The 26,085-nt window shown below is 66.7% G+C and carries 30 protein-coding genes and 1 pseudogene; 18 read left to right on the top strand and 13 right to left on the bottom strand.

The genetic code is table 11. From position 1 onward, the window contains the following. The first annotated feature begins 12 nt into the window (after window positions 1–12). The 3 genes from flaF to LC066_RS09220 are packed head-to-tail and all read left to right on the top strand — an operon-like array spanning window position 13 to window position 1,609. The gene (gene flaF, locus LC066_RS09230; RefSeq protein ID WP_222475377.1) at window positions 13–393 is read left to right on the top strand and encodes a flagellar biosynthesis regulator FlaF; all 381 of its coding nucleotides are present in this window, start codon (window positions 13–15) and stop codon (window positions 391–393) included. Beyond that, the gene (flbT, locus tag LC066_RS09225; RefSeq protein ID WP_222475369.1) at window positions 390–794 is read left to right on the top strand and encodes a flagellar biosynthesis repressor FlbT; all 405 of its coding nucleotides are present in this window, start codon (window positions 390–392) and stop codon (window positions 792–794) included. Before flaF ends, flbT begins: the two co-directional genes overlap by 4 nt. Then, window positions 794–1,609 carry a DUF1217 domain-containing protein gene (locus LC066_RS09220; RefSeq protein ID WP_224898192.1) on the top strand — a complete coding sequence of 272 codons (816 nt, stop codon included), beginning with the start codon at window positions 794–796 and terminating at the stop codon, window positions 1,607–1,609. The genes flbT and LC066_RS09220 overlap by 1 nt, the downstream gene beginning before the upstream one ends. 62 nt (window positions 1,610–1,671) lie before the next feature. Here the strand turns inward: LC066_RS09220 and LC066_RS09215 are convergent, their stop codons facing one another. Continuing rightward, window positions 1,672–3,081 carry a FliI/YscN family ATPase gene (locus LC066_RS09215; protein ID WP_224898190.1) on the bottom strand — a complete coding sequence of 470 codons (1,410 nt, stop codon included), beginning with the start codon at window positions 3,079–3,081 and terminating at the stop codon, window positions 1,672–1,674. Between the two features lie 85 nt (window positions 3,082–3,166). Here LC066_RS09215 and LC066_RS09210 point away from each other — a divergent pair, with 85 nt between their 5' ends. The 9 genes from LC066_RS09210 to LC066_RS09170 are packed head-to-tail and all read left to right on the top strand — an operon-like array spanning window position 3,167 to window position 7,776. Beyond that, a complete protein-coding gene (locus LC066_RS09210; RefSeq protein ID WP_224898188.1) occupies window positions 3,167–3,556 on the top strand; it encodes a FlgB family protein in 390 nt (129 codons plus the stop codon). Between the two features lie 2 nt (window positions 3,557–3,558). Beyond that, the gene (gene flgC / locus LC066_RS09205; RefSeq protein ID WP_085888830.1) at window positions 3,559–3,948 is read left to right on the top strand and encodes a flagellar basal body rod protein FlgC; all 390 of its coding nucleotides are present in this window, start codon (window positions 3,559–3,561) and stop codon (window positions 3,946–3,948) included. Between the two features lie 23 nt (window positions 3,949–3,971). Next, window positions 3,972–4,277 (top strand): flagellar hook-basal body complex protein FliE, encoded by a 306-nt coding sequence (fliE, locus tag LC066_RS09200; RefSeq protein WP_085888829.1) that lies wholly within the window; start codon window positions 3,972–3,974, stop codon window positions 4,275–4,277. Between the two features lie 18 nt (window positions 4,278–4,295). Continuing rightward, window positions 4,296–4,562: a flagellar biosynthetic protein FliQ gene (locus LC066_RS09195; RefSeq protein WP_222475353.1), complete on the top strand. Its 267-nt coding sequence runs from the start codon at window positions 4,296–4,298 to the stop codon at window positions 4,560–4,562. Between the two features lie 2 nt (window positions 4,563–4,564). Beyond that, window positions 4,565–5,275 (top strand): flagellar hook-basal body complex protein, encoded by a 711-nt coding sequence (locus LC066_RS09190; RefSeq protein ID WP_085888827.1) that lies wholly within the window; start codon window positions 4,565–4,567, stop codon window positions 5,273–5,275. Window positions 5,276–5,306: 31 nt separating this feature from the next. Next, window positions 5,307–6,092 carry a flagellar basal-body rod protein FlgG gene (gene flgG, locus LC066_RS09185; RefSeq protein ID WP_222475349.1) on the top strand — a complete coding sequence of 262 codons (786 nt, stop codon included), beginning with the start codon at window positions 5,307–5,309 and terminating at the stop codon, window positions 6,090–6,092. A gap of 20 nt (window positions 6,093–6,112) precedes the next feature. After that, window positions 6,113–6,526 carry a flagellar basal body P-ring formation chaperone FlgA gene (flgA, locus tag LC066_RS09180; protein ID WP_224898186.1) on the top strand — a complete coding sequence of 138 codons (414 nt, stop codon included), beginning with the start codon at window positions 6,113–6,115 and terminating at the stop codon, window positions 6,524–6,526. Further along, window positions 6,523–7,266 (top strand): flagellar basal body L-ring protein FlgH, encoded by a 744-nt coding sequence (gene flgH, locus LC066_RS09175; RefSeq protein WP_222475345.1) that lies wholly within the window; start codon window positions 6,523–6,525, stop codon window positions 7,264–7,266. Before flgA ends, flgH begins: the two co-directional genes overlap by 4 nt. Before the next feature lie 9 nt (window positions 7,267–7,275). After that, complete coding sequence (locus LC066_RS09170; protein WP_222475343.1) at window positions 7,276–7,776, top strand: flagellar basal body-associated FliL family protein; 501 nt, start codon at window positions 7,276–7,278, stop codon at window positions 7,774–7,776. Window positions 7,777–8,098: 322 nt separating this feature from the next. On the opposite strand, the gene LC066_RS09165 is transcribed toward LC066_RS09170, so the two are convergent. The 9 genes from LC066_RS09165 to fliL form a co-directional block, all read right to left on the bottom strand. Then, window positions 8,099–8,563: a hypothetical protein gene (locus tag LC066_RS09165; RefSeq protein ID WP_224898184.1), complete on the bottom strand. Its 465-nt coding sequence runs from the start codon at window positions 8,561–8,563 to the stop codon at window positions 8,099–8,101. Continuing rightward, a complete protein-coding gene (locus tag LC066_RS09160; RefSeq protein ID WP_222475333.1) occupies window positions 8,563–9,651 on the bottom strand; it encodes a flagellar biosynthesis protein FlhB in 1,089 nt (362 codons plus the stop codon). Before LC066_RS09160 ends, LC066_RS09165 begins: the two co-directional genes overlap by 1 nt. An 11-nt stretch (window positions 9,652–9,662) precedes the next feature. Then, on the bottom strand, window positions 9,663–10,427 hold the full coding sequence (locus tag LC066_RS09155; protein WP_224898183.1) for a flagellar biosynthetic protein FliR: 765 nt from the start codon (window positions 10,425–10,427) through the stop codon (window positions 9,663–9,665). After that, on the bottom strand, window positions 10,420–12,513 hold the full coding sequence (flhA, locus tag LC066_RS09150; protein ID WP_224898182.1) for a flagellar biosynthesis protein FlhA: 2,094 nt from the start codon (window positions 12,511–12,513) through the stop codon (window positions 10,420–10,422). The genes LC066_RS09155 and flhA overlap by 8 nt, the downstream gene beginning before the upstream one ends. A gap of 304 nt (window positions 12,514–12,817) precedes the next feature. Then, window positions 12,818–14,989 carry a hypothetical protein gene (locus tag LC066_RS09145; protein ID WP_224898181.1) on the bottom strand — a complete coding sequence of 724 codons (2,172 nt, stop codon included), beginning with the start codon at window positions 14,987–14,989 and terminating at the stop codon, window positions 12,818–12,820. A gap of 287 nt (window positions 14,990–15,276) precedes the next feature. After that, window positions 15,277–16,149 (bottom strand): flagellar motor stator protein MotA, encoded by an 873-nt coding sequence (motA, locus tag LC066_RS09140; protein WP_085888817.1) that lies wholly within the window; start codon window positions 16,147–16,149, stop codon window positions 15,277–15,279. Window positions 16,150–16,191: 42 nt separating this feature from the next. Further along, window positions 16,192–16,857: a MotE family protein gene (locus LC066_RS09135; protein WP_224898180.1), complete on the bottom strand. Its 666-nt coding sequence runs from the start codon at window positions 16,855–16,857 to the stop codon at window positions 16,192–16,194. 7 nt (window positions 16,858–16,864) lie between these two features. Further along, complete coding sequence (locus LC066_RS09130; RefSeq protein ID WP_085888816.1) at window positions 16,865–17,215, bottom strand: hypothetical protein; 351 nt, start codon at window positions 17,213–17,215, stop codon at window positions 16,865–16,867. A gap of 24 nt (window positions 17,216–17,239) precedes the next feature. Continuing rightward, window positions 17,240–17,737 (bottom strand): flagellar basal body-associated protein FliL, encoded by a 498-nt coding sequence (gene fliL / locus LC066_RS09125; RefSeq protein ID WP_224898179.1) that lies wholly within the window; start codon window positions 17,735–17,737, stop codon window positions 17,240–17,242. Window positions 17,738–17,868: 131 nt separating this feature from the next. Here fliL and fliF point away from each other — a divergent pair, with 131 nt between their 5' ends. From fliF to fliP, 4 genes are all read left to right on the top strand, one after another. Further along, window positions 17,869–19,473 carry a flagellar basal-body MS-ring/collar protein FliF gene (fliF, locus tag LC066_RS09120; protein ID WP_224898178.1) on the top strand — a complete coding sequence of 535 codons (1,605 nt, stop codon included), beginning with the start codon at window positions 17,869–17,871 and terminating at the stop codon, window positions 19,471–19,473. Further along, window positions 19,470–20,066: an ABC transporter ATP-binding protein gene (locus LC066_RS09115; RefSeq protein WP_224898177.1), complete on the top strand. Its 597-nt coding sequence runs from the start codon at window positions 19,470–19,472 to the stop codon at window positions 20,064–20,066. The genes fliF and LC066_RS09115 overlap by 4 nt, the downstream gene beginning before the upstream one ends. Next, complete coding sequence (locus LC066_RS09110) at window positions 20,059–20,340, top strand: FliM/FliN family flagellar motor switch protein (RefSeq protein ID WP_085888812.1); 282 nt, start codon at window positions 20,059–20,061, stop codon at window positions 20,338–20,340. Before LC066_RS09115 ends, LC066_RS09110 begins: the two co-directional genes overlap by 8 nt. Before the next feature lie 300 nt (window positions 20,341–20,640). Continuing rightward, window positions 20,641–21,327, top strand: a complete 687-nt coding sequence (fliP, locus tag LC066_RS09105; RefSeq protein WP_224898696.1) for a flagellar type III secretion system pore protein FliP — start codon at window positions 20,641–20,643, stop codon at window positions 21,325–21,327. A gap of 252 nt (window positions 21,328–21,579) precedes the next feature. Here the strand turns inward: fliP and LC066_RS09100 are convergent, their stop codons facing one another. Continuing rightward, window positions 21,580–22,491 carry a rhodanese-related sulfurtransferase gene (locus LC066_RS09100; protein ID WP_224898176.1) on the bottom strand — a complete coding sequence of 304 codons (912 nt, stop codon included), beginning with the start codon at window positions 22,489–22,491 and terminating at the stop codon, window positions 21,580–21,582. A 204-nt stretch (window positions 22,492–22,695) separates the two neighbouring features. Here LC066_RS09100 and pncA point away from each other — a divergent pair, with 204 nt between their 5' ends. Continuing rightward, window positions 22,696–23,292, top strand: coding sequence for a bifunctional nicotinamidase/pyrazinamidase (gene pncA / locus LC066_RS09095; RefSeq protein WP_224898174.1), 597 nt, complete (start codon window positions 22,696–22,698; stop codon window positions 23,290–23,292). 73 nt (window positions 23,293–23,365) lie between these two features. Here the strand turns inward: pncA and LC066_RS09090 are convergent, their stop codons facing one another. Beyond that, on the bottom strand, window positions 23,366–24,064 hold the full coding sequence (locus LC066_RS09090; protein ID WP_224898172.1) for a hypothetical protein: 699 nt from the start codon (window positions 24,062–24,064) through the stop codon (window positions 23,366–23,368). 328 nt (window positions 24,065–24,392) lie between these two features. Here LC066_RS09090 and pncB point away from each other — a divergent pair, with 328 nt between their 5' ends. Then, a complete protein-coding gene (gene pncB / locus LC066_RS09085; RefSeq protein ID WP_224898170.1) occupies window positions 24,393–25,685 on the top strand; it encodes a nicotinate phosphoribosyltransferase in 1,293 nt (430 codons plus the stop codon). 293 nt (window positions 25,686–25,978) lie between these two features. On the opposite strand, the pseudogene LC066_RS09080 reads toward pncB, so the two are convergent. Then, window positions 25,979–26,085, bottom strand: a pseudogene (locus tag LC066_RS09080) (IS5/IS1182 family transposase); the annotation flags it as partial.

The raw sequence follows: 26,085 nt of genomic DNA, 5'->3' as shown, positions 1-26,085 counted from the left end.
GAAGGTTCCGCCGTGACCGCACATTCTCAAGCCTTGCGCGCCTACGGGCAGGCCTCGACCCCCACGCGAACCCCGCGCGGCGTCGAGTACGAGGTCTTCGCGCGCATCACCCGCCGCCTTGTGGCCGCCGCTCGTCGCGACCGTCGCAGCGGTTTTCCCGAAATAGCCCGCGCCGTGCAGGATAATCGCCAGCTGTGGACGATCCTGGCCGCCGATGTGGCCGGCGAGGGCAACACCCTCCCGAAGGAGCTGCGCGCGCGCATCTTCTACCTGGCCGAATTCACCTTTGCCCACAGCCGCAAGGTGCTGAACGACAAGGCCGACCTGAAACCACTGATCGAGGTCAATACCGCCATCATGCGCGGGTTACGCGCCGGGGGACCTGGCGCATGAGCGGGCTGGTCCTGAAACTCTCCCCGAAGGAGCGAGTGCTGATCAATGGCGCGGTGATCGAAAACGGTGACCGCCGGTCGCGCCTGAACATCGTCACGCCCAACGTGAACATTCTGCGCCTGCGGGATGCCATCCATCCGGAGGAGGCCACGACGCCTGTGCGCCGGGTCTGCTATGCCGCACAGCTGGTGCTGACCGGCGACGCCAGCGCCGAAGAGACCCGCCTGCCGCTGCTTCGCCGGATCGAGGAGTTGAGTCAGATCCTGACGGATCCTGACAGCCGCAGCTTGCTGGGCAACGCCACGGACGCGGTTCTGGAGGGGCAGTATTACCAATGCCTGAAGGCCCTCCGCGGCCTTCTGCCCCGGGAGGAACGGTTGCTGAACGCGAGGCCGAACTGATGTTCACCCCCGTTGTCCCCTTTACCGGCTATGCCGGCTTCGCCTTCCTGGAACGGACCTACGAAAGTCAGCGCCGGACCTTCGACAAGTCACCGCTGATGACGCGGGATACGGAGTACTTCGAGGCGAATATCGGCAAGATTTCCACCGCGGAGGAACTGGTCAAGGATCGCCGGCTGTTGCGCGTGGCCCTGGGGGCCTTCGGGCTTCAGGACGACATCGACAATCGTTTCTTCATCCGCAAGGTGCTGGAGGAAGGGACGCTGGACGAGAAATCACTGGCGAACAAGCTCTCCGATGACCGCTACAAGGAGCTGTCCGACGCCTTCCTGTTTGATCGTGGCACGCCGCAGACCAAGATCTCGACCTTCGGGGCCGAAATCGCGGAAAAGTTCCGCCGCCAGGAGTTCGAGATCGCCGTGGGCGAACAGGATGAAAGCATGCGCCTGGCGCTGAATGCGGACCGCGTCCTGGAGGAGTTGTCGGACAGCACCGCCTCGGTCGACACCCAGTGGTTCCGCATCATGGGCAACCAGCCCCTTCGCAAGGTGTTCGAAACCGCCTTCGGGCTGCCGGGCAGTTTCGGCCAGATCGACCTGGACCAGCAGGCAGAGGTGTTCCGGGACAGGGCCGAGAAGCTGATCGGGACCGATGACCCCCGGGCGTTCGCCGAACAGGAGAATCGCGACAAACTGGTGCGTACCTACCTCCTCCGGGCCCAGGTGGCCGAGATGCAGACAACGACACCTGGCATGATCGCCCAGACGCTTCTGGCGGGCAGCCTTTCCTTCATGAAGAGCCTTCGCCAGGGCTGATCGACCCAGCTGAAGGAGCCGCTCGATGAGAAAGGACCCATTCCCGGCTGGTCAGGACTTCCTTAGACCGTCCGCGGCACGCGACTCGGGCTGTCCGAATCGGTTCGTGCCTGTGAACGTGTTTTCTGCGCCGGCCCACGCGAGGGTCCGGCGGCCGAGCGGCGCAGGATCAGTTGCAACCGGTTGAAGGACCCGGCGATCCCGTTCTCCTCTTCCTCCGCCAGGAAAGCATCGAGGTCTGGCCAGGCACGGATCGCCTGGTCAAGAACCGCATCGCTTCCAGGCACATAGAGGCCGGCCTGGACCATCATCTCGGACCGGGCATAGGCCGACAGGAGGTGGCGCGCCTCGGCGATCAGGGCGTTTTCCTCCGCCGTTGCCGCCTCGGGCAGAGACCGGGAGACCGAGCGCAGCAGGTCGATGGCCGGGTAGCGGCCACGTTCGGCGATCTGGCGTTCCATGACGATATGGCCGTCCAGGACACCCCGAAGAATATCGGCCACCGGCTCCTCCATGTCGGAGCCAGCGACCAGCACCGACAAGACAGCGGTGATCGTGCCGCTGTCTATCACGCCGGGGCCGGCCCGCTCGCACAGCTGCATGATCTGGTAGGCGGTCGAGGGGGGATAGCCGCGCAGGGCCGGCAGCTCGCCCCCCGCGACGGCGACCTCCCGGTGGGCCTCGGCAAAACGGGTGATGGAATCGGCCAGAAGCAGCACATGCTTGCCTTGATCGCGGAAGTGTTCCGCCACGGCCATGGCCGTCCAGGCGCAGCGCCGCCGCACCAGCGCGGAACGGTCGGAGGTGGCGGCGACGACCACGGCGCGCTTCATCCCCTCGGGCCCCAGAACCTTGTCTGTGAACTCGCGCAGCTCGCGCCCGCGTTCCCCGATCAGCGCGATCACCGCCACGTCGGCCTGCATGCGCTTGGCCAGATGGCCCATCAGGCGCGACTTGCCGACGCCGGAGCCGGCAAACAGGCCGACTCGCTGCCCTTCAACCACGGGCAGGAGGGTGTTGAGGATCGTAGTGCCGGTCTCCAGCCGGTCCCCCAGGCCGCGCCGATCGGCAGGTGGCGGCGGATCCCCCTGCAAGCCGCGCGCCTGACGCCCGGGGAGGATGGGCCGACCGTCCAGCGGTTGTCCATGGGGGTCGATCACCCGACCGATCCAGCTGTCGTCGGGTGCGATTCGCAGCGGTCCGCGCAGCACCACCCGGTCGCCCAGCGAAACCCCCTCGGTGCGGTCGTCGGGCATGACCGTCAGCGCCTCGCGGTCCAAGCGCACGACCTCCCCGTGCAGCACGCCTCCGTCGCTGCGCAGCACCTTCAGGATATCGCCCAGGCGCGCGTAGCGGCCGAGGCCGGTGACGCGCAGAACCTCCGGTTCCACCGCCTCGATCCGACCGACATGGCGGACGGCGGAGAGGTTGCCGATCTCTGCCCGGACCCCATGCAGCACCTTCTGTGACATCGTGCGATCCCTTCATCTGCTGCGAACCATTTCTAAAGGAATCGGGGTTAAGCCTTGATTGAAGCCAATCGAGGGAGAAGCCCCGATGTTCGAAACTCTGGAAGTGTTCCGCATGGCGGATACCATGACGCGCCATGCCGATGTGCGGCAGAACGTGGTGGCCGGAAATACGGCCAATGCAGATACCCCCGGCTACAAGGCGCGGGACGTTGTGCCCTTTGCCGATCTTGTCGAGGGTGGCGCCCCGGCCACGCCGATGCGGGCCTCCCGCGCTCGCCATCTACATGGCGGAGAGGGGTTGGCCACGGCCATCACCCGCCCGCAGCGGGACGGCTATGCCGAACCCAACGGCAACAACGTCTCCCTTGAAAACGAAATGCTGAAGTCGGTCGAAGTGAAGTCGCAGCACGACCGCGCTCTGGCGATCTATCGCTCCGGGCTCAGCCTGATGCGCATGTCCATCGGGCGGAGGTAAGGATGAGCGAGCTGCTGAATTCCATGTCGGTCTCGGCCAGCGGCCTGCGTGCACAGGCACAACGTCTGCGGCACACCTCCGAGAATATCGCCAACGCAGATACGCCGGGCTACCGGCGCAAGACCGTCCCCTTCGAGGCCGCGGCCCGCGGTGAGGGGATTTCCGAGGTGCGCACCGGACGGGTGCAACTGGATCGGACGGAGGTGATGCGGATCTACGATCCCGCGCATCCCCTGGCCGATGAAACCGGCCACTATGATGGATCGAACGTCGATCTGGTGGTCGAAATCGCCGACGCGCGTGAAGCACAGCGCAGCTACGAGGCGAACCTGAAGGTGTTCGACCAGGCGCGGCAAATGTCCGCGGGGCTGCTCGAACTGTTACGTCGATAGAAGGTCGATAAAGGAGGTTCAGAATGGACATTCGTGCCCTGAACGCCGCGCAAAGATATGCGGCCGCACGCCCCGCGACGCTGCCCGCGCCGGGGGAGGAGCAGGGGCCCGGAAAGGGTCTCGGCGCCACGCTCGGCGAAGTCACAAGCGACTTCGCCGAGACCTTTCGCGAAGGTGAGGAGGTGGCCCGCGCCGCGATGGCCGGGAAGGCTGACGCCACCTCTCTGGTCCAGGCCCTCGCGCAGACGGAACTGGCGGTGGAAGCCGCGGTGACCGTGCGCGACAAGGTCGTCGAGGCCTACCAGGAAATCCTGCGGATGCCCGTGTGACGCGGGGCTGAGGTCGGCATGGACCAGGCGGTCTTCTTCGACGCCCTGCGCCAGGGGCTCTGGGTCGCGGTGATCACCTCGACCCCGATCCTGGCGGTGGCCCTGGTCACCGGCCTGGTGATCGGCCTCTTCCAGGCGTTGACCTCGGTGCAGGAAATGACGCTGACCTTCGTGCCGAAACTGGGGGCCATCGTCGTCGTCTTCTGGCTGTCGATGGGGTTCATGTCGCAGACCCTCGTCGCCTTCTTCCAGACCCACCTGATCCCGCTGATCGCCGGAGGCTGACCATGGAAAACGCCACCTACACCACGTTGACCCGCCTCTCGGGGCTGTCGCGCGAGATGGACATCATCGCCAACAATATCGCCAATGCTGCCACCACCGGGTTCCGCAGCGAGGAGATGATTTTTTCCGAGTATGTGCAGGGGATCGAGGCTGGGCCGTCGATCTCCATGGCGCAGGGCAATATCCGGTGGGTCGAATACACCCAAGGCACGCTGACGCCGACGGGGGGGCGGCTGGATTTTGCGATCGAGGGCGACGGGTTCTTCCTGGTGCAGACGCCGCAGGGCGAACGGCTGACCCGGGCGGGCAGTTTCGCCACCTCCAACGCGGGCGACCTGGTTACCCATGATGGCTACCCGGTTCTGGATGCCGGCGGCGCGCCACTGTTCATTCCCCCCGCCGCCGAGATCGGCCTGGGCCGGGACGGCACGATCACCGCCGACGGTCAGCCCGTGGGCCAGCTGGGTGTGGTCAGCCCCGTGGCCGCCGACCGGATGCAGCGTGAAAGCGGCACGATGTTCCGCGCAGACGAGGGGTTTGACGCGGTCGAGGCGCCGCGCGTGCTGCAGGGCTTCCTGGAGGCGTCGAACGTCAATCCCGTGTCCGAGGTGGCGCGCATGATCACCGTCCAGCGCGCCTATGAACTGGGGCAGAGCTTTCTCGAACGAGAAGATGACCGAATTCGCAACCTGTTGAAAACCCTCGCCCGCTAGGCTGTCGCCATGACATGGAAAGGATGACGCAATGAGAGCGCTGAAAATCGCCGCCACCGGCATGGCCGCGCAGCAGATGCGGGTGGAAACCATCTCGCAGAACCTCGCAAACATGTCGACCACGGGCTACAACGCCCGCCGGGCCGAGTTCGCGGACCTGCACTACCAACAGTTCGCCCGCGCCGGCACGGTCAATGCCTCCGACGGGACGGTCCTGCCCACCGGGATCCAGCTGGGTCTCGGCGTGCGCCCCACCTCGGTCAGCATGCTGCTGGCACAGGGGCCGTCGGGCGCCACGGGCGGGGACCTGGATATCGCGATCGAGGGGCGTGGCTACTTCGAGGTGACCCTGCCCTCGGGCCAGGCCGCCTATACCCGCGATGGCGGGCTGAAGCGGACGGGGGAGGGGCTGATCGTCACCTCGGACGGCTACCCCGTCGCGCCGGAGATCACGATCCCGGAAGATGCGCGCTCCATCTCGATCAATGCCGATGGGGAGGTCTATGCCTTCTTCAACGATGCGACCCAGCCGCAGCTTCTGGGCCAGTTCTCACTGGCCGGTTTCACCAATCCCAAGGGGCTGGAGGCGATCGGCTCGAACCTCTTCGTCGAAACGGAGGCCTCGGGGGCGGCGGTCATCACCACGCCTGGCCTCGACGGGCTGGGCACCCTGCGCCAGGGCTACCTGGAGGAAAGTACCGTCGATCCGGTGCGCGAGATCACCGAACTGATCGAGGCGCAGCGCGGTTATGAGCTGAACTCCAAGGTGATTTCGGCCGCGGACCAGATGCTGGGCGCCACGGCGGCCGTGCGCTGATGACCGGGCCGGCGCGGAAATTGGCCGGGGTTTGTCTGGCGCTTTGCCTGGCCGGAACGGCGGTCCGGGCCGAAACGCTGGTGGCGGCGCGCAACCTTCGGCCACAGACGGTTCTGACGCCCCTCGATATCGCCCTGCGCGACATCCAGGTGCCCGGCGCGCTGACCACAGCCGACGGCGTGGTGGGTATGGAAACCCGCGTCACCATCTACGCGGGTCGTCCCATTCTGCCGGGCAACCTCGGCCCGCCGGCCCTGGTCGAACGCAATGGCATCGTCAGCCTGACCTATGACCGGGACGGCCTGGTGATCACCGCCGAAGGCCGCGCCCTTGGCCGCGGCGGTGCCGGAGAGACGATCCGCGTGATGAACCTCTCATCCCGGCAGACGATCAGCGGCCGGATCCAGCCCGATGGAAGTGTGAAAGTGCAATGACCCGTTCCCTGCTGCCCCTCGCCCTTGCCGCACTGGCCCTGTCGGGCTGCATCGACCGGTCGCATCTGGGCAAGCCGCCGAATTTCTCTCCGGATATACATACGCCTGAGTATCGAGCGATGATGGACCCAGCCCGGAAGGGGGCCGATCTGGGGTATGCGCCATACGGCGCTGAACGTCCGGAGGCTTCTCTCTGGCGGCGCGACCGTGGGTCCCTGCTGGGTGACCGGCGCGCGATGAGCGAGGGCGACATCCTGACCGTCGTGATCGAGATCGACGAAAGTGCTGCCATCTCGAACTCTACCGACCGTTCGCGGTCGGGTTCCAACAACCTTGGGTTGCCGCAGCTTCTGGGCATTCCCCAAAGGCTGAGCGGGTTGCTGCCCGACGGGGCCTCCTACGACAATGCGGTCTCGGTCGACAGCACGTCGTCGCATTCCGGCGATGGCTCCGTCAGCCGCAATGAGCAACTGACCCTGCGGGTCGCCGCGACGGTGGTCGACGTGCTGCCCAACGGAGTGCTGGCCATCTCCGGCAACCAGGAGGTTCGGGTGAACTTCGAACTGCGCGAACTTCTCGTATCGGGCTATGTCCGGCCCGAAGATATCTCGCGCCAGAACGAGATCACCTATGACAAGATCGCCTCCGCCCGCGTCAGCTACGGCGGCCGCGGCCAGATCACCGACATGCAGCAACCGCGGATCGGCCAGCAAGTGCTGGATCGCGTGCTGCCGTTCTGAGGCGGACCGATGAAGAAACTCCTCCCAATCCTGCTGATCGTCCTGGGGATCGGTGGCGGTGCCGGCGCCGGCCTGATGCTGCGCCCCGCGCCTGAGGTTCCGGCCGAGGGCGCCGCCGAGGGCATGGAGGCGCCTGCCGAGGAGATGGCGGAGCCCATGGCCGAGCCGCCGGAGGAGGAGCTGACCGACCGGGAATACGTCAAGATGAACAACCAGTTCATCATCCCGGTCATCACGGATGAGAAGATCGGCGCCCTGGTCGTGATGTCGATCAGCCTGGAGGTGGAGCTGGGTGGCCAGGAACTCGTCTATGCGCGAGAGCCGAAGTTGCGCGACGCCTTCCTGCAGGTCATGTTTGACCATGCGAACGTGGGGGGCTTCGACGGGGCCTTCACCAATTCCAACAACCTCGACGTGCTGCGCGCGGCCTTGTTCGGCGTGGCGCGAAAGGTCCTGGGTCCGACCGTGTCGGATGTATTGATCACCGACATCGCCCGTCAGGATGCCTAGCCGGGACCCTGCGTCTGGCCCGCGAGCGTCGGCCTGTCCGCACGCCCGTCATGGCCAACCCTCATTGCGGCCGGTTTGCCGAACTCCATTGCTACCGAATATGCGGCGTTGACGGTCGGGCAGGGTTGCTGCGAGGCTCCGGGCGTGATCGGAGTCCTAACATACGCTCAGGTCCGGATTGCGGGAAAAGCCTCAAATTTCAGGGGGTTCATCTAGCCTTTCAAAGGGCGCGAAGTAACTCTGCCCCGGAATGACCGAGAGGCGGCAGGGGCCCGGTCAGGCCTCGCCCGACACAGCGCCCCCTGTCGCGACCCTCTCCGGGTCAGTTCAGATGATCCCTCCGGGCGCGACCCTTCAGAAGTACCGCCAGATCCTGAAGGCCGGCCAGCTCGCGCGCGAGGGCCGCGCGGCGATCCTCGCTGAGGCTGGCCCCATGGAGCCGGGCGGCGATATCGCGGCGCCCCAGGGCGCGGGTCAGCTGGCCCATACGCTCGCTCTTGTCGGCCAGGACCAGGGCCAGTTCGGCCTGCAGGTTGCTGCGCCGGGTGGAGATCCAGTCGCGCCAGGCGCGGTCCTGGCCGTCGGCGAAGGTCAGATCGCTGCCTGATACCTCGTCGATCTGGTCGAGGAACCGGTCCGCCGCGCGCTTCTCCAGCGCATCAAGCGACAGGCGCAACTGGCGTTCGCGCGCCGCGATACGACGCAGCTGCATCAGTTCGGTTTCGAAGGCCATCGAGGTTGCCTCGGCGACGGGTTCCAGCGCCTTTGTCTTTCGGGAGAGGGGCATCAGATCGTTCCTTTCGCTTTGCGCCGCATCTGGTCCGCGAAACGGATCGCGGCCGCGACGGCGCGGTAATCGGCCGGGGCGATCTGCGCTCCGACCTCGGTTTCGGCATGAAGGCGGCGGGCCGTGGGCGGATCACTGTGGATCGGCACGCCCGCCTCGGTGGCGATGCGACGGATGGCCAGGGCGACCTCGTCCACTCCCTTGGCGACGCAGACGGGCGCGCTGCCCGGGCTGCGGTCCCAGGCCAGCGCGACCGCGTAGTGACTGGGGTTCACGATGACGACATCGGCGCGGGGCACATCGGCCATCATCTGCGCCCTTGCGATCTGTTCACCGCGGGCGCGGCGCTGCTGTTTCATGTAGGGGTCGCCCTCGGAGTCCTTCACCTCGTCGCGGATTTCCTTGTCGGTCATGCGGTTGCGGCGCATGTGCTCGGCCCGTTGCCAGAGCACGTCGATGCCGCCGATGACCAGCGCGATGACAAAGACCAGTGAGAGGAACTCGACACAGAGCCGGGCCAGGGTCGCCACGGCGATTCCCGGTTCCAGAAGAAGGGTTTGCGCCATCTCGGGCAGCTTGGCCGAGACGAAGAGAAACAGCACGAGCGAGTAGATCAGCAGTTTCGCGAAGCTCTTGAAGAACTCGAACAGGCCGGTGCGGCCAAACTTGTTGCCGGCGTTCTTGATGATCGAGATGCGCGAGAGTTTCGGGCGCAGTTTTTCGCCAGAGACGACGAAGGCGCGCTGCGCGATGATCGTGGCAAGGGCGGCCACGGCGGGGACGAGGAAGAAGGGCAGGATCGCCAGGGTGACCGCGCCCATCAGGCCGCCGGTGATCGTGGCACCGGGGCCGTCGAAGAAAAGTGGGGCCAGGGCTTCGGGGCGGTCGACGAGAGTCTGCATCGTGGCCCCTAGCCCCGGCAAGGCGCCGGGGCCGACGGCCATGGCGGCGAGGCAAAGCCCGCCGTAGGCCGCGGCCGTCGACAGGTCGTTCGAGCGGGGCACCTCACCCTTCTCGCGGGCCTTGTCCAGCTTGCGCTGTGTCGGCTCATGCGGTTTCTCGCCGCCTTGCTGTTCGCTTTCCGCCATCTCCGCCCCGCTCAGAACGGGGCCAGGAGGAAGCCGAACAGCCCCTCGGCCCAGGTTGTCAGCAGCGTCTGCGCCAGCAATAGCAGTAGCGCGATGCCGCCGAAGGTGATGACCGGGGCGCCGACGAAGGCCACCATCAGCTGTGGCATGGCGCGGTTGATGACGCCGAGGGTCAGGTTGTAGATGACCGAGATGATGATGAAGGGGGCCGCGAGGGAAAACGCCAGGCGGAAGACCCGGGCGACCAGCGCCGTGCCCCATTGCGCGAGGTCCGCCGCGGCAGGCCAGTTGCCGGCCGGCATCGCCTCGTAGGAGATCAGCAGGTAGAGCACCGCGTGCACGTGCAGCCCGAGGATCATCGCCAGGGCCAATCCGCCGACCACCAGGATGTTGCCGATGGCGGGCATCGGTTCGATCACCATCGGGCCCAGGATCTGGCTGAGCGAGGTTGCCTGGGCGATCATGGATCCCGTGGTTTGCAGCGCCAGGAGGAACAGTCGCAGGCCCACACCTAACGCGAGCCCGGCGACGGTTTCGGTGCCGAGGAAATGGGCCAGTGCGCCGAGGCTAGGCGGTGTCGGCGGCAGCGCGGGCCGAGCGGAGAGGACGATCGCGGTGAGGGCGAGGGCGATCACCAGCTTGATCCGCATGGGCACCGACTGCTCCCCGAAGCCGGGCAGGAAGGAGGTGACCGCAGCGACCCGCAGGAAGACGATCAGCGCCGCCCAGCCCTGGGTGCGGACCATGGCCAGGGCCTCTGCTGCTGGCTCATTCATCGGCAGGCACCACGGAAATGAGGGCTGGGCGGGCGTCGATGCCGATCTCCTCGAAAGACAGCACCGGGTTGGTGATGCCGCGCGCCGTCAGGGCCATGCGCAGGAAGCGGCGCCGTTGTGTGGAGGTGATCAGGGCCGGGTGGATGCCCTGCTCGGAGGCCTCTGACAGGGCCGTGGAGATTGCCGTGACCAGGCGGTTGAACATGTCGGGCGGCAGTGCCACGTCGACGACCCCGCGATCCCGTTCCATCTGGTAGGTGGCAAAGATGTCTTCCCATTCCGGCGCCAGTTGGATCAGAGGCACCGTGCCATCCTCGCGCCTGAGGTCGGCAATCAGCTGGAACCCCAGCCGGTGGCGGACGTGTTCGCAGATGGCCTCGGGTTGCTGGGTGACCTGGCGCAGTTCCCCGACCGCCTCCAGGATCAGGGGCAGGTTGCGGATCGACACCTGTTCGCCGACCAGGAGACGCAGCACCTGGTGCAGCAGGTCCAGCGGCACCTTGTCGGGGATCAGCTCATCCAGCAGCTTGCGGTTGGCCTCGGCCCGCCGCGCATCGGTGAGGTTCGTCATCTCTTCCAGCAGGCGGCGCAGGGACTTCATCGTCAGCAGGCGCGCGAAGTTGCGCTTGATGGTTTCCAGCAGGTGGGTCGCGAGGACTTCGGTCGGGGTGACCAGCGTCAGACCGGAGAGGGCGGCGTCATCCTGGGCCGACTCGTCGATCCAGCGGGCGGGGGCGCCGTAGACCGGTTCCTTCACCTCCTCACCCGCCGGGCCGCCGCGTCCGTCGGTCAGGGCCAGCACGCGAGAGGGGCGCAAGATGGCGCGGGCCTGTTCGACCCCCTGGATGCGAATGACGTAGCTGCCCGAAGGCAAGGCGGGATCGTCCGTGAGCCGGATTTCGGGCAGGATCAGCCCGTAACTTTCGGCTACGTGAAGACGCATGTTCTCGATCCGCGCGTCCAGCCCGGTGCCGGGGTCCAGCACCATATTCACCAGATCGGGGGCAAATTCGACGTGGATGTCGTCGAGGTCCAGCGTGTCGCCCAGCGATTTCTGGCGCGCCTTGGGTGCAGCCTCCTCCGGCGCCTTTGCGGCGTCCTCCGCGCGGGCCCGAGCCTGGCGGACGGCCACCGCCGCGCCAGCCAGCACCAGCCCGCCCAGGACGAAGGGCACGAAGGGCAGCCCGGGCACGAAGCCGAAGAGCAGCATCAGGACCGCGACCGTGGCCAATGCCGCGGGGTGGCGACCCAGTTGGCCCATCAGGGCCATGTCGGTGGCGCCGATGGCCCCGCCTCGGGCCAGCAGAAGCGCGGAGGCGATGGAGATGATGACCGCCGGGATCTGCGTGACCAGCCCGTCGCCCACCGTGAGAATCGCGTAGGTTTCAAAGGCATCGCCCAAGGGCATGCCGTGGACGATCACCCCCATCAGCAGCCCGACCACGAGGTTCAGCAGAGTGATTAGCAGACCGGCGACCGCATCGCCCTTGACGAATTTGGATGCGCCGTCGAGCGAGCCGAAGAAGGTCGTTTCCAACTGTTCCCGCTCACGACGTTCCTTGGCCTGGATGTGGTCGATGGCGCCGGCCGACATGTCGCTGTCAATCGCCAGCTGCTTGCCCGGCATGCCGTCCAGAGCGAAGCGCGCACCAACCTCGGCCATGCGGGCGGCGCCCTTGGTGATCACCATGAAGTTGACGATCAGCAGGACTCCGAAAACCACCAGGCCAAGAAAGACCGAGCCGGACATGACGAAATCGGCAAAGCCCTGGATCACGTCACCGGCTGCATTCGTTCCCGTATGCCCCTCGCCGATGATCAGTTTTGTGGAGGAAACGTTCAGCGACAGCCGCAGCATCAGGGAGGCCAGCAGCACCGTCGGGAAGGCAGAGAAATCGAGCGGTTTCTCGACAAAGAGCGTGACGGTGAAGATCAGGATGGCCAGGGCGAAACTGGCTGCCAGCCCGACATCCAGGATGAAGGCCGGAACCGGCAGGATCATCATCACGATGATCGCCATCAGCGCGAGGGCCAGCAGGATCGTCGGCTGGAACAGCGGGCGGGACTGGGATGCGGCAGCGGTCATTCGGACCTGTTTCCTGCGGGGGCGGCCCCCGGCCATTCTGGCGAAGTAGTTCCCCACGTTTATTCCGCGAAATGGTTGAGGCTTCGCAAAGATCTGCGTGGCGCTGCGGGGATCGGCCTCACGTCAGGCAGACATCGCAACACCCTGCCGGGCGGTGTCATCATCAATGCCGAGGGGACGCCGGGACGACGACAACCGGGTATGGCCGTGGCGCATCGGGGGCGCGACTGGTCTCCGCCTGCCGGTGAACTTCGGGCAGGTCGCCACCAAGCAAGGAAACGCTACGGCCGGCGGGCGACGCGGTTCAGGGATCGACCTGTTCCGGCACGTTCAGCGTCGACAGGAGGTCGCGCAGGGCGGAACGTGTCTCGTCGCTCTGATCCAGAACCTCCCGGCTGGCGGCCAGGGTCGGCGGGCCAAGCTCGGGCAGGTCCACCGGGGTTTGCTGGACCACCTCGGCAAGGCGCGCCTTCTCTGCCTGGGCGTCTGCCAGCGCTTGCCAGTCGCGTGCGAGCCAGGCCGCCTCGATCGCCGCCTCCGCCTCGCCCGCGGCGGAATAGAGGGCGCGGGCCGTCGCAAAATCCTCCCGCGCGAGCCGGGCGGCCGCGCGGAGCTTGTCCGCCGCCGCGCCCGACAGGCCTTCCAACTCGGCCTCGGCCTTGCGCGGCAGGTTCATGTCCAGTGCGACCTGCGCAAGCAGAAGGCGGCGCGCCTCCTGGGCGTCTGATCTTGCCGGCGGGGCCGCGGTCAGCAGCTCTTCCGCGGTTTCCGGTAGACCCAGGTCCAGCAGCCGCGCCGCCAGGGCGTTGGTGGCGGCAGATCCTGCGGTCTCGGCCATTTCGCGACCCTGGGCGAAGTAGAGGCGTGTGAAGATGGCGTCGCTGGCCTTTGAAGCCAGGCCTTCGGCCAGGGCACTGGACAACTCAGCCCGGGTGCCCTCGTCGAAACGGTCACGCTCGCTTTCGTACAGGGTGAAGGCGGCTGGAAAGTTCTCCAGCGCGGCCTGGGCCAGCACCTCGGCGCGGGCCAGGTCGGTCGCGAGCGGACCATCGCGATACTGGCTGCGATAGCTTTCCAGAAGGCCGATGATCTCAGTGTCGACGCGGCCGCCATGGGCCAGCGTTTCATTGGTGTAGTGCAATAGCGCTTCGGGCGAGATGTCGCTGTTGCCAGCGATCAGCGGCGCGAAGTCGGCGCGACTGGGCGGGCCGTCGCCGCTGGCCAGCTTGGCGGCGGCCAGGGCCTGTCGTGGCGAGGTGTCCAGCAAGTCGCGTTCCACGATCCGCAGGATATCCCGGGCGAAATCCCCCTCTTTCGCGGCCATGAAGCGATTGGCCAGCAGCGGACCGGCCACCGCCTTGAGCGCTCCGGGCATTGCCATCAGGCTACGCTTGATCGCGGCGGCATCGAAATCGCTGCCGGGGGGGATCGCCTTCGGCGCCAGCGCGGCCCAGAGCGCCGCATCGGTGTCGCAAGTCAGGCGCCCGTCGAAGGGGCTGGGCTCCGGGTCGTGGCCATACTCGAGGATTCGCGCGACCGAGGCCATTTCCGCCGCTTCCAGTGGTGGTTGCTGCACCGTCTCCAGCACCTGCCGCGCCTCGGCTCCGAAACCGTGGGAGAGATAGAGCTGCGCCAGCGCGTGATACGCGTCGACATCGTCGCGGTCGAACTCTCCTGTCAGGGCGGCGCGCAGCCTGGCGAGTTCGCGGAGGAAATCCAGGTCCTCGATGGCGACGAGGGGGGGCATGTGCAGGGCGCAGGGGTTCCCGGACAGAATGATGCGGCCGTCGCCGGTCGCATTCTCCGGGGCGAAGGTGCTGGGGGTGGCTGCCAGCCCCGGGTCGGGGCTGACGCCATCGGCCAGGGCGCCGGTGACCTGGCGTTGTGCCTCGCTCAGCGCGGCGGCCTGGCGTGCATCGGCGGCCAGCAGTCCCTCGGTCGCGGCGCTGCCGATGGCGGCCAGCAGGCTCTCTTCCAACTCGCGGGTCAGGCGGGCGGTCTCCGGGTTTGGGGCGGGGGGCGCAGTCAGGCTCTCGACCGTCTCCGTGACCTCGCCTCGTCCGGGCGGGCCTTGCGGCAGGTCGACCGGCGCCAGGCGCAGGGGGGCTTCGTCCGGGGCATCTTCGGTTTGGCGCGCGGGCGCGTCGGGCACCCGTGCGGATGCGTTGCGGGGCGGCGCGGCGGCCGCGATCGACACCGGCCCCGGGCGCAGCGGGTTGATGGAGGGCAGGTCGAACGCGAGGGGTGCAGGAGCAGTTTCAGTCGGTGGGCGCCGGTCGGGCAGACCCGTGATCAACGGCTGGGGCACCGGCGCCGTCGGGCGGTCGGGAGCCGGTCCGGGCAACGGAAGGTCCTCTGTCAGGGCGGGGCCGTCGAGAATGTCGAGAATCAGCAGGTTTCCTGAGGTGACGGAGGTTTCGACCGGGCAATCGCAGGCCAGGTCGAGGCGCAGCGCCGGCCCCTGCTGGAGGGTCACGCTCGTCAGGCGATCCCGCCCGATCCTGTCGAATACCCGCGACGTGTCCACTGGCCCCATCGGGCCGGAAAAACGCAGGATTGCGCGCCCGGGCATTGCCTCCACCGACGGAACCGTGCCTTCAGGCAGTGGCAGGGTCAGCCGGGTGAAATTGGCATGATCGCCGGATCGCAGGATGGCCTGGGCGCGTGCACCGCCCGACAGGGCCAGGAGAACGAGAGCGGCCAGCCCCAGGAGGACCGGCGCGCGCCGTCGCCGGCGAGTTGGAAGAGGGGGGACTTGTGCCCTCATGCGGCCCCGCTGCTTTTCACGTCCTTCAGCGCCTCTTCCAACTCGGAGAAGCTGGGCCGGCAATGGGAGGGCGTGTTCTGGCGTCCGACCTCAATGCAGATGTTGGTGGCGTGATTGTGCAGGTTGGCCACCAGGACTTCACGGATCAGCTGGTAGAAATGCGCATCGTCGTCGATCACGGTTTTCAGCCGGCCGGCGAAGGGGCCGACAAAGCCGTAGGCCAGGAACACCCCAAGGAAGGTGCCGACCAGGGCGCCGCCGATCATCCCGCCCAGCACCTCGGGCGGCTGGTCGATGGCGGCCATCGTCTTGATCACCCCCAGCACCGCGGCAACGATGCCGAGCGCCGGAAGCGCGTCCGCCATCGCCTGCAGGGCGTGGCTGGAGTGCTGGGCGTGGTGGGCGTTCGCCTCCATCCGCTTCTCCAGCACCTCTTCCACCTGGTGAGGGTCGTCGTAGTTCATCGAGGCAGAGCGCATCGTGTCGCAGATCAGCGCGATCGCTTCCTTGTCGCTGAGGATGCGCGGGTATTTGGAGAAGATCGACGAATTCTCGGGATCCTCGATATGCTCCTCGATCGCCACGGGATTCTGTCGGGCCAGGCGGATCAGTTCGAAGAGCAGGCACAGCAGATCGCGGTAATCGTCATGCTTCCATTTCGGGCCCTTGAAGACCTTGCCGACATCTTTCAGCGTATGCTTCACCGCCGCCATGTCGTTGGAGATCAGGAAGGCGCCGACGGCCGCGCCGCCGATCATCATCATCTCGAAGGGAAGCGACTTGATGATGATGCCCATCTTGCCGCCGGCCAGGATATAGCCGCCGAAAACCATGGCGAAGATGACACCGATGCCGACAAACCCGATCATTTCTGCTGCCCCGATTCCACTAGTTGGCCCTCATGCTAGGGGTCATTCCTTTGGAACCGATGAATTTCGGCCCGCCAGGATCACGCTGATCGCGTAGGCCCTTTCAGACGACAGCCCCGCCATGACCGCGGCTGCGGCTGCGGGCTGCATCCGGGCCAGGAAGCCGGCGGAAAATTCCGGGTCCATGGTTTCGAACAGGGCGGCGGCCTGTTTCGGCTTCATGCTTTCGTAGACGGCGGTCAGCTGACCAAGGTCGTTCTCCGCCGCGCTGTCTGCCAGTGCCAGGGTCGCGCGCAGGGCGGATTCGGCTTCTTCGAGCTGGGCGAGCTTTTTGTCGATCTCCTCATCCGCGATGGCCAGAGCAGTCATCCGGTCGCGCAGCTGCGTCTCACGTTGCGTCAATCGTGCCTCGCGGGCCTCGAAGGCCTCCAGCATGGCCTCGATCTCCGGCGGCTGGTCACAGCCTGCGGCGGCGACGGCATCGCCCGTTGTGGGCATGTCCGGACCGTCCAGCGCCATGACTTCGTCCGAGTGCAGGGCCACACGTATCGCCGCCGAGGTCAGCAGGAGCCCGGCGATCAGCGCGAGTGTTCCGCGTCGGGGGCGCGCCCGGCGGCGTTTGCGCCCGCCCGCTGGTGCTGTGGCGCCCGGGGTGCCTTTGGCGCGCTTGCGCCCGTCCGGGGCGCCCGGTTTCGCAGCTTTGGCCATGGCGCCCTCAATGCGTCTCGTTGTGGCGGGCGAAGACCGCGGGGGCCTCATCCTGCGCCTGTTTCTGCGCGGCAACCTCCAGGTCGTGCATCGAGGCCACCAGCAGCTCGAGCCGTTTGGCGACCCCTTCGGCACGGTCTGTCAGCTGTTGCAGAGAGGCGCTCGACTCACCGGCGGCGCCCTGGGCCGATTGCAGGGTCTTCGACAGATCGTCGACCTGCGCCGACAGCACGGCCACAGCCCCGCCGACGCCGTTTTCCAGATCGTTGAAACGTGACAGGCGACGGGCCAGGATATAGCAGTAGAACCCGGCCCCTAGGGCGCCAGCGACCAGCAGGATATCGGCGATCAGTTCCATGGCGTCAGCTCCATTCCGGTCTCCTCAGTTCAGTACGAATTCCACGATCAGCAGGTCGCTGACCGCGTCCGGCCCGGTGATCACCTGGATCCGGCGCAGCATCTGCGCGCGAATCCGGACCAGGGTCGCCGGGTCCTCCAAGTCTTCCATCCGCAGGGCGCGCAGGTAGCCGTTCAGCACGTCCACGATGCGCGGCAGGACCTTGCGTACGTTGTCTTCCTGGTTGCTGGGCACCTCGATATTGGCGGTGAACCGCAGGTGCCGACCTTCCGAGGCGCGGCCCAGCGAGATCGTCATCGGATCGAGCGGGATGAAGGCCACGTCAGGCGCGACGAAGGGTTTTGCCGACTCGCCCCCGGCGCCCGCCATCTCGGCCTCGTCGCTGCCCAGGATCATGCCGCTGTAGATCGCGAAGAAGGCCCCGCCCCCGCCGCCGAGCGCCAGCACCAGCGCCAGGATCAGCGGCAGCTTCGAGCCCTTCTTCGGCGCCTCTTCCTCGATCTCTGTTGTGGCCTCGGCCATGGGTTCCGAACCCCTCCGTCGGAAAACTCGTTAGGGCGGTTTTAGCGCTCAGGCACTAACCGATTATTAAGCCCGTTCGGCCCATTAAGGGGCAGACACCGGCAGAAGGCCGGATGGACGGGAGAGATGGTTTGCAACAGCTTCTGACGCTTTGGAGCAACCTGGATATGCGGCGCCGGGTGACGGCGATCCTGGCAGCGATGGCCATGTTTGCCGCCGTGCTGGGGCTGGCGAATCTGGCCTCGAAACCCTCGTTGTCGCTGCTCTACTCGGGCCTCGAAAACGGCCAGGCGGGGGAGATCGTGAGTGCGCTGGACCAGCGCGGCGTAGTCTATGACGTGCAGGGCGGGTCGATCTATGTCGAGGGCGCGCGCCGGGATGAGCTGCGCATGACGCTGGCCTCCGAAGGGCTGCCGCGCAACTCCTCCCAGGGGTATGAGCTGCTCGATAACCTGTCTGGATTCGGCACCACCAGCCAGATGTTCGATGCCGCCTATTGGCGGGCGAAGGAGGGGGAGCTGGCGCGCACCATCGCCGCCTCGCCGCAGATCGCGGCGGCGCGCGTGCATATCGCCCACCAGGGCGCCACGCCCTTTCAGCGCGATCTGAAACCGACCGCCTCGGTGGCGCTGACCGCCTCGGGTGAGGTCTCGGCCGCCCAGGCGCGTGCGCTGCGTTACCTCGTGGCTTCTGCCGTGGCGGGGCTGGACCCGGACGACGTGGCGGTGATCGACGATTCGGGTGAACTCATTGGCTTGGCGGATGAAGCCACCGGCTCGACCACCGCGCAGGACCGCGCGGAGGAGCTGAAGCAGAAGGTGCAGCGCCTGCTGGAGGCGCGTGTGGGCTTGGGCAATGCCGTGGTCGAGGTTGCGGTGGAAACGGACAACGAAAGCGAGTCGATCCGCGAGCGGCGCTTCGACCCGCAGGAGCGCGTGGCGATCTCCACCGAGACAGAGGAGGCAAGCAATACCTCGCAGAACTCCGGCAGCGGCGATGTGACCGTGGCCTCCAACCTGCCGGACGGCGACGGGGAGGGCGGCGGCACGTCCTCTTCGCAGCAGAGCGAAACGCGGGAGCGGGTGAACTACGAGGTGTCGGAGGTGAATCGCGAGGTGCTGCGCGCTGCCGGGGCGATCCGGCGGCTGACGGTGGCGGTGCTGGTCAATGGCACCGAGGCCGAGGGCGCCGACGGCACCGCCGTCTTCGAGGACCGGCCCGAGGCCGAGCTGGAGGCGCTACGCGACCTGGTCGCTTCGGCCGTGGGGTTCGACGAGGCGCGGGGCGACGTCATCACCATCAAGTCAATGCAGTTCGAACCTGTGGCCGAGCTTGGCACCCTGGCCGCGCCCGGATTTCTCGACCAGATCCATATCGACGTGATGTCGCTGATCCAGATGGCCGTCCTGGCGGTCGTTGCGCTGATCCTCGGTCTCTTCGTTGTCCGCCCGCTGCTGGCGCGGGGCGCCGAGGTGCCGCTGCTGACGGCCGGTGGCGGGGAGGCCCCGCTGGACGGTGAAATCGACGACGACTACGAGCTGCCGGAGCTTCCGGGCCTCGGTGGCTTCGGCGGGGATGATGATGGCGGCGGCTTCCCGATGATGACCGATTTCGACGGCGGTGGCGGTGCTGAGGATGATCCGGTGGCCAAGTTGCAGGCGTTGATCGAGGACCGCCGCGACGAGACGATGGAGATCCTGCGCTCCTGGCTGGAAGAGGATGAGGAGCGGGCATGAAACCCATCGCCCGCATCCTGGAGGATTTCGGCCGGCCCGACGCCACTGCGCCGCCGGGCCTGTCGGAGGAGGAACTGGAAACGATCCGCCTCGAAGCCTTCGAGAACGGCTACAAGGCCGGCTGGGATGACGCGGCCAAGGCCGGGCAGGAGGAGCAGGCGCACATCGGGGCAGACCTGGCGCGCAATCTGCAGGACCTCTCCTTCACCTATCACGAGGCGCATTCGCACATGCTCGCCTCGGTGAAGCCTTTGCTGCAGGAGATCGTCGGGAAGATCCTGCCGGAGGCGGCCCGGGACACGCTTGGCCTGCGGGTTGCCGAACAGCTGGAGGCGCTGGCCCGCGAGCGGTCCGCCACGGCGGTGGAGATTTCGGTTGCCCCCGAAAATCGGGCGGTGATCGACGGGCTGGCTGAACAGGACTTCGGCTTCCCGGTGCAGGTGCAAAGTGACGACACCCTTTCCGACGGGCAGGTCTTCCTGCGGTTCGGAGAGGAAGAGACGGAGATCGACCTGGACGCGGTGACGGATGGCATCCGCGCCGCCCTGGCCGGGTTCTTCGCGGAACAGGAAAGGATGGAACACCATGGATGACAGCGCCGAGACCCCGAGCCGGGGGAACCCCTTCACCGTGGTCCCGATCGAGATCACGATTTCGGTCGGAAAGGCGCGTCCGCTGATCCGCGACCTGCTGAAACTGACGCGCGATTCCGTGCTGCCGCTTGACCGTCGGGTCGAGGACCCGGTGGAGCTTTACGTGGGCGACCGGCTGATCGCCCGGGGAGAGCTGGAGGAGATGGAGGGCGACAATGCCGGTCAGCTGGCCGTGCGCCTGACCGAGGTTTCGGACCTGTCGGGGGAGCTTTAGGTCATGGCACAGGGGCGCAGAAGGCGCCGCTTTCCACGCCGCGCCCCGCCCGCTGGTCTGCGCGCGGACGCTAGTCGATGCGGGTCGGACCCGGTGGCGCCAGGGCAGCGCCTGGGTGGCGCACTTGGACGAACGCCGTCACGCCGCTGGCCCGCAGTCGTGATGCGGTGCCGGCCCACGGTCGATGCTCACCGTGCGACCGGTGCGAAACAGACCCTTGCCCGCGTGTCCTCCCCCGCGCTTAGCCGCACCTTGCCGTCAGGCTTCACCTCCCTGTCTCTGCTGCTGGTTCTGCTCGTCATGGCTGGCCCGGCTGGCGCCCAAGATCTGACGCTGGATCTGGGCGAGGGCGAGTCGCTCTCGGCGCGCGGCATCCAGATGATCCTGCTGATCACGGTGCTCAGCCTGGCGCCGGGCATCCTGATCACCATTACCTGCTTCCCCTTCCTCGTCACCGTCCTGTCGATCCTGCGCCAGGCGCTCGGCCTGCAACAGGCCCCGCCCAACATGCTGATCGTCTCGCTGGCGCTGTTCCTGACCTGGTTCATCATGGAGCCGGTGATGACCGAAAGCTGGTCGGCGGGCATCTCTCCCCTGATCGAGGAACGGCTGACGGTGGAAGAGGCCCTGCCGCGCGCCGTCGATCCCTTCCGCGGTTTCATGGCCAACCGCATGGACGTGGAAACCTTCGAGGCGATGGCGGCCCTGCGCCCCGATGCCGACCAGATCGAGACCGGGCCGGAGGCGCCGCTGTCGGTCCTTGTCCCGTCCTTCATGCTGTCCGAGATCGCCCGCGCCTTCCAGATCGGTTTCCTCCTGTTCCTGCCCTTCCTGATCATCGACCTGGTGGTGGCGGCGGTGTTGATGTCGATGGGCATGATGATGGTGCCCCCGGCCATCGTGTCACTGCCGTTCAAGCTGTCCTTCTTCGTCATCGCCGATGGCTGGACGCTGCTGGCCTCCAGCCTGGTACGCAGCTACGGCTGAGCGTCGGCAGGGTGGAGCGCAACCCCGCATCCGGCTCTCTATGCGCCGGACCGCACGGGTGTTGATCCGGGGCGAGTGGGGAAGGCGCGAACTCATTGCCGATTGGTGGCGAACGCAAGGCGGAGCTCACACCGGCAACCCCCAGTGCCCCGCTCCAGCGAAGTCACCCGTCAGGGCCGGGCACTGCCGCCGCGGGCGAAGACCGAATGGCGCGGCGCCTCCGCCAGGGCGGCGATCGCTCGGGCCAAGGCCCTAGTCGTCCAGCTCGGTCAGGTGCGTCTCGCCGCGTGCCTTGGCCAGGGCGATCTGCTTCTGCCGCTCGCGGAACCGCGCCTTGTCGGCCTCGGTGGTTTCCTCGATGCACAGGTGGCAGGACACACCTTCCTCGTACTCGGGGCGGTCGCGGTCCTCGGGCAGAATCGGGCGGCGGCAGGCATGGCACAGGATATGCGGCCCTTCGGTCAGCCCGTGCCCCACGGACACCCGCCGGTCGAAGACGAAACACTCGCCCTGCCAGGTGCTGTCCTCTGCCGGGACCTCTTCCAGGTATTTCAGGATGCCGCCCTTCAGGTGGTACACATCCTCGACCCCCTGACCCATCAGGAAGTTCGTCGACTTCTCGCAACGGATGCCGCCGGTGCAGAACATGGCGATGCGCTTGTTGTGAAAGCGGTCCTTGTTCTCCTCCCACCAGGCGGGGAACTCGCGGAAGCTGACGGTCTGCGGATCCACCGCGCCCTCGAAGGTGCCGATGGCGACTTCGTAGTCGTTGCGGGTGTCGATGACGGCCACATCGGGGCTGCGGATCAGCTCGTTCCACTCAGCCGGTTCGACATAGTGTCCGACGGCGGCCAGGGGATCGACATCCGGCTGGCCCATGGTGACGATCTCTTTCTTCAGCCGCACCTTCATCCGGGCAAAGGGGCGCTCGCTGGCGGTGGACAGCTTCCATTCCAGGTCTGCACAGCCGGGCAGGGCGCGAATATGGGCCAGAACGGCGTCGATGCCGGCCGCGGGGCCGGCGATGGTGCCATTGATCCCTTCGCGCGCCAGCAACAGCGAGCCGCAGATCTTCTCGCGCTCGCAAAGCGCCAGAAGGGGGCCGCGGATCGCGGCCGGATCATCGAAACGGGTGAAGTGATAAAGGGCGCAGACGGTGAACATGAGGCGCGGATTAGCGCCCCGCCGCCTGTCGGGCAAGGCCCCTGGCGCCCCTGCGGCAATAGCGCCCGTTTCGCGGGCAGCGGTGGCCGCGGCCTGCCGGGTGCTGACCTACGGGGCCGCGTGACCTGATTGACCCCCGCCGGGTCAGGGGCGAAGCTGCGCGCGAGATCGCGGGGCTGCCCGCGCCGCAGAAGGAGATACCCCATGACCGAGGCCCTCATCGTGATCGACGTGCAGAAGGATTTCTGCCCGGGCGGCGCCCTGGCCGTGGCCGAGGGCGATCAGATCGTCCCCGGCATCAACGCGCTGATGGCCGAAAGCCCGGTTGTGGTCCTGACCCAGGACTGGCACCCGGCGGGCCATTCCTCCTTCGCCTCCACCCACCCCGGGGCCGAGGTGATGTCGATGACCGAGATGCCATACGGCCCCCAGGTCCTCTGGCCCGATCACTGCATCCAGGGCTCCGACGGGGCGAAGTTCCACCCGGACCTGACCGTGGATCGGGCCGACCTGATCATCCGCAAGGGGTTCAACCCGGCGATCGACAGCTATTCCGCCTTCTTCGAGAATGACCACGTCACGCCCACGGGGCTGGAAGGCTACCTGCGCAGCCGCGGCATCTCCGAGCTGGTGATGGTGGGCCTCGCCACCGATTTCTGCGTCAACTACAGCGCCGTGGATGCGGCGAAGCTGGGGTTCAAGGTGACGGTGCGGCGGGATCTGTGCCGCGGGATCGACATGGACGGCTCGCTTGCCGCGGCTGAAATTGCCATGGCAGAGGCAGGCGTCATCCTCGCCTGATCCCGCGGCTCCGCGCCGCCCTTCCCCGTGAAACGGGGGTCCCATAAGGGCGGCAAGCGGGTCTCGGGGGCGGTCAGGGGCCCAGCCGGGCCGTGATCCGCGCCATGGCATGGGCGATCTCCACGCCCAGGCCGTTTTCCATGATGTGCCAGATCGTCAGCGCCAGCAGCCAGGCGACCAGGCCGGCCCCCAGGGCGCAGACCTTCTGCAGTGGGCTCAGCCGGGCCAGTTGCGCGCCGGCCCTGGAAGACACCTGGCGAAGGCCGTTGCGCCGGCGGCGGCGCAGGCGCGCCCGGGTTCGCCTGGCCAGCTCATTCGGCGGCGCCAAGTCCGGGTTCATGTCCGGCATGGGCGGCACGGGATCTGAGTCCCGGCCGGCGAGGACACCGACCGGCTGCGGCAGCGGGCTGGCGTTCAGGTAGCCATCGGTGAAATCGCTGATCGAGAAGCCGCCCCAGTTGCTGGTCCGCAACCGCCCGCGCGAGTTGCGCAGGTTGGCGGCGAACCGGGCGATGGCGGCGTTGCGCGTCTCTTCGTCAATCGCGCGAAAGCGTCCCGGTGGCAGGTCGCTGACCCAGCTGGTCAGGCCGAAACCGGATTCCAGGAACAGCTCCTGTACCTCGCGATCCGCGGCACGCAGGGCGTCGGCGACCCGCCGGTCGCGGAAAAGGGCGATCTGTTGTCCCGACAGATCGCCCTTTCGGCCCTCGGTACGGGCCTTCCTCTGCGCGGCCAGCGGCAGAACTGAATGCATGTCGAAATCATAGTTCATCGGGGCATCCCTTCGGCGCCAAGTCTGAACAGGTCTGAAACTGTGTCGTGGAACACCACTTGTAATAACGTGCTGTTAACTGTGATCCCCTTGTCCGGTGGAATTGCGGCAACCCCGGGACACGACCGGGGCCGGTGCGGGGCCGTTTGGCGGCGGGTTGCGGGCCGGTGTTGGGCGGAAATCGGGCGGGAGTGGGGCGGCGGACGGACCCGCTGTCGCAGGTCGCGCCCTGGAATTGCCCGGAGGCGCCGGGCGATCCGCCGTCCCGCCGCCCTTGCATTCCAACCCCCTCCCCTGCTTTATCGTCCCGATATCCAGGGAGGGCCCCATGGTCGACATCGCAACCCGCGTCCACAATCACAAATGGAAGATCGACCCGATCGTCCGGTCCCTGATCGACACGGATTTCTACAAGCTGCTGATGTGCCAGTCGGTCTTCCGCAACAAGCCCGAAACGACCGTCACCTTCTCTCTCATCAACCGCTCGGCCGACGTGCCCCTGGCCAAGATGATCGACGAGGGCGAACTGCGCGAACAGCTCGACCATGTCCGCTCCCTCTCGCTCACCCGGGGGGAGAGCACCTGGCTGCGCGGCAACACCTTCTACGGCAAGCGCCAGATGTTCCGCTCCGATTTCATGGAGTGGTTCGAGGGCATGCGCCTGCCGCCCTACACCCTGGAACGCCGCGGCGACCAGTATGAGCTGACCTTCGAGGGCAAGTGGCATGAGGTCATGCTGTGGGAGATCCCGGCGCTCGCCATCCTGATGGAGCTGCGCGGCCGTGCCGTGCTGCACCAGATGGGAAAGTTCGAGCTTGAGGTCCTTTATGCTCGCGCCATGGCGAAGCTGTGGGAGAAGATCGAGCGGCTACGCGCCCTGCCGGACCTGAAGATCGCCGATTTCGGCACCCGGCGGCGGCACAGCTATCTCTGGCAGGACTGGTGCGTGCAGGCGATGACCGAGGGGCTGGGCGAGGCCTTCATCGGCACCTCCAACTGCCTGATCGCCATGAAACGCGACCTGGAGGCCGTGGGCACCAACGCCCATGAGCTGCCCATGGTCTATTCCGCCCTCGCCCCCGACGATGCGGCGCTCGCCCGTGCCCCCTACGACGTGCTGGCCGACTGGCACGAAGAGCATTCCGGCAACCTGCGCATCATCCTGCCCGACACCTACGGCACGGCCGGTTTCCTGGAGAACGCCCCCGACTGGCTGGCCGGCTGGACCGGCATTCGCATCGACAGCGGTGACCCGGCGACGGGGGCCGAGACGGCCATCGACTGGTGGAAAAGCCGCGGCGAGGACCCGACCGAGAAGCTGGTCATCTTCTCGGACGGGCTGGACGTGGCGAAGATCGAGGAGCTGTCGCACCAGTTCCACGGCCGCGTGAAGGCCAGCTTCGGCTGGGGCACCCTGCTGACCAACGATTTTAGGGGGTTGGCGCCGAACGATGCCCTGGCGCCGTTTTCCCTTGTCTGCAAGGCAGTTGCGGCGGACGGGCATCCCACGGTGAAGCTGTCGGACAACCCCGAGAAGGCTATGGGCCCTGCGGATGAGATCGCCCGCTACAAGCGGGTCTTCGGCGTTGGGGAGCAGGAGCGGTTTGAGGTTGTGGTTTAGTGCGCTCTCAGAGGTCTTCGCCTTCTTGTGGCCTTCGTGGGCTTGAATTTGAAATTCGAAAGTCGAGCTTCCGTCGAAAGAATTTCGACGCTGTATCCTAGCTCGGACATATATTTTCCAACGGAAATTAAGGAGTAGTCGGTTAGGCTAATGCCCTCCGCCTCAGTAATTTCAGGCCATTCGTTTCTCGCGTCCTGATACCAAGATTGTGTCCAAAGTCGATCGGTTTCATCGAAACGCGCGAAGGGTGCTAATGGTTTGAACGAAGCGTCGACGCGATCTAGGGTCAGGACTCATAGCCAGTAAATAACGAGGGCTGCGAGGGCGATGGCTGACAGGAAGACTTTCGGGCATCTGTCGTATCGGGTCGCCACACGCCGCCAATCCTTCAGCCTGCCGA

This window comes from Pseudooceanicola marinus (genome assembly GCF_020177265.1).
Classification (GTDB): domain Bacteria; phylum Pseudomonadota; class Alphaproteobacteria; order Rhodobacterales; family Rhodobacteraceae; genus Pseudooceanicola; species Pseudooceanicola marinus_A.
This window is presented reverse-complemented; position numbering and strand designations above follow the sequence as displayed.

Bases quoted from the DNA above. Each gene is read 5' to 3' on its own strand.
- flbT (WP_222475369.1), top strand. From the start codon at position 390: ATGAGCGGGCTGGTCCTGAAACTCTCCCCGAAGGAGCGAGTGCTGATC.
- LC066_RS09220 (WP_224898192.1), top strand. From the start codon at position 794: ATGTTCACCCCCGTTGTCCCCTTTACCGGCTATGCCGGCTTCGCCTTC.
- LC066_RS09215 (WP_224898190.1), bottom strand. From the start codon at position 3,081: ATGTCACAGAAGGTGCTGCATGGGGTCCGGGCAGAGATCGGCAACCTC.
- LC066_RS09210 (WP_224898188.1), top strand. From the start codon at position 3,167: ATGTTCGAAACTCTGGAAGTGTTCCGCATGGCGGATACCATGACGCGC.
- flgC (WP_085888830.1), top strand. From the start codon at position 3,559: ATGAGCGAGCTGCTGAATTCCATGTCGGTCTCGGCCAGCGGCCTGCGT.
- fliE (WP_085888829.1), top strand. From the start codon at position 3,972: ATGGACATTCGTGCCCTGAACGCCGCGCAAAGATATGCGGCCGCACGC.
- LC066_RS09195 (WP_222475353.1), top strand. From the start codon at position 4,296: ATGGACCAGGCGGTCTTCTTCGACGCCCTGCGCCAGGGGCTCTGGGTC.
- LC066_RS09190 (WP_085888827.1), top strand. From the start codon at position 4,565: ATGGAAAACGCCACCTACACCACGTTGACCCGCCTCTCGGGGCTGTCG.
- flgG (WP_222475349.1), top strand. From the start codon at position 5,307: ATGAGAGCGCTGAAAATCGCCGCCACCGGCATGGCCGCGCAGCAGATG.
- flgH (WP_222475345.1), top strand. From the start codon at position 6,523: ATGACCCGTTCCCTGCTGCCCCTCGCCCTTGCCGCACTGGCCCTGTCG.
- LC066_RS09170 (WP_222475343.1), top strand. From the start codon at position 7,276: ATGAAGAAACTCCTCCCAATCCTGCTGATCGTCCTGGGGATCGGTGGC.
- LC066_RS09165 (WP_224898184.1), bottom strand. From the start codon at position 8,563: ATGCCCCTCTCCCGAAAGACAAAGGCGCTGGAACCCGTCGCCGAGGCA.
- LC066_RS09160 (WP_222475333.1), bottom strand. From the start codon at position 9,651: ATGGCGGAAAGCGAACAGCAAGGCGGCGAGAAACCGCATGAGCCGACA.
- LC066_RS09155 (WP_224898183.1), bottom strand. From the start codon at position 10,427: ATGAATGAGCCAGCAGCAGAGGCCCTGGCCATGGTCCGCACCCAGGGC.
- flhA (WP_224898182.1), bottom strand. From the start codon at position 12,513: ATGACCGCTGCCGCATCCCAGTCCCGCCCGCTGTTCCAGCCGACGATC.
- motA (WP_085888817.1), bottom strand. From the start codon at position 16,149: ATGATCGGGTTTGTCGGCATCGGTGTCATCTTCGCCATGGTTTTCGGC.
- LC066_RS09135 (WP_224898180.1), bottom strand. From the start codon at position 16,857: ATGGCCAAAGCTGCGAAACCGGGCGCCCCGGACGGGCGCAAGCGCGCC.
- LC066_RS09130 (WP_085888816.1), bottom strand. From the start codon at position 17,215: ATGGAACTGATCGCCGATATCCTGCTGGTCGCTGGCGCCCTAGGGGCC.
- fliL (WP_224898179.1), bottom strand. From the start codon at position 17,737: ATGGCCGAGGCCACAACAGAGATCGAGGAAGAGGCGCCGAAGAAGGGC.
- LC066_RS09115 (WP_224898177.1), top strand. From the start codon at position 19,470: ATGAAACCCATCGCCCGCATCCTGGAGGATTTCGGCCGGCCCGACGCC.
- LC066_RS09110 (WP_085888812.1), top strand. From the start codon at position 20,059: ATGGATGACAGCGCCGAGACCCCGAGCCGGGGGAACCCCTTCACCGTG.
- fliP (WP_224898696.1), top strand. From the start codon at position 20,641: ATGGCTGGCCCGGCTGGCGCCCAAGATCTGACGCTGGATCTGGGCGAG.
- LC066_RS09100 (WP_224898176.1), bottom strand. From the start codon at position 22,491: ATGTTCACCGTCTGCGCCCTTTATCACTTCACCCGTTTCGATGATCCG.
- pncA (WP_224898174.1), top strand. From the start codon at position 22,696: ATGACCGAGGCCCTCATCGTGATCGACGTGCAGAAGGATTTCTGCCCG.
- LC066_RS09090 (WP_224898172.1), bottom strand. From the start codon at position 24,064: ATGAACTATGATTTCGACATGCATTCAGTTCTGCCGCTGGCCGCGCAG.
- pncB (WP_224898170.1), top strand. From the start codon at position 24,393: ATGGTCGACATCGCAACCCGCGTCCACAATCACAAATGGAAGATCGAC.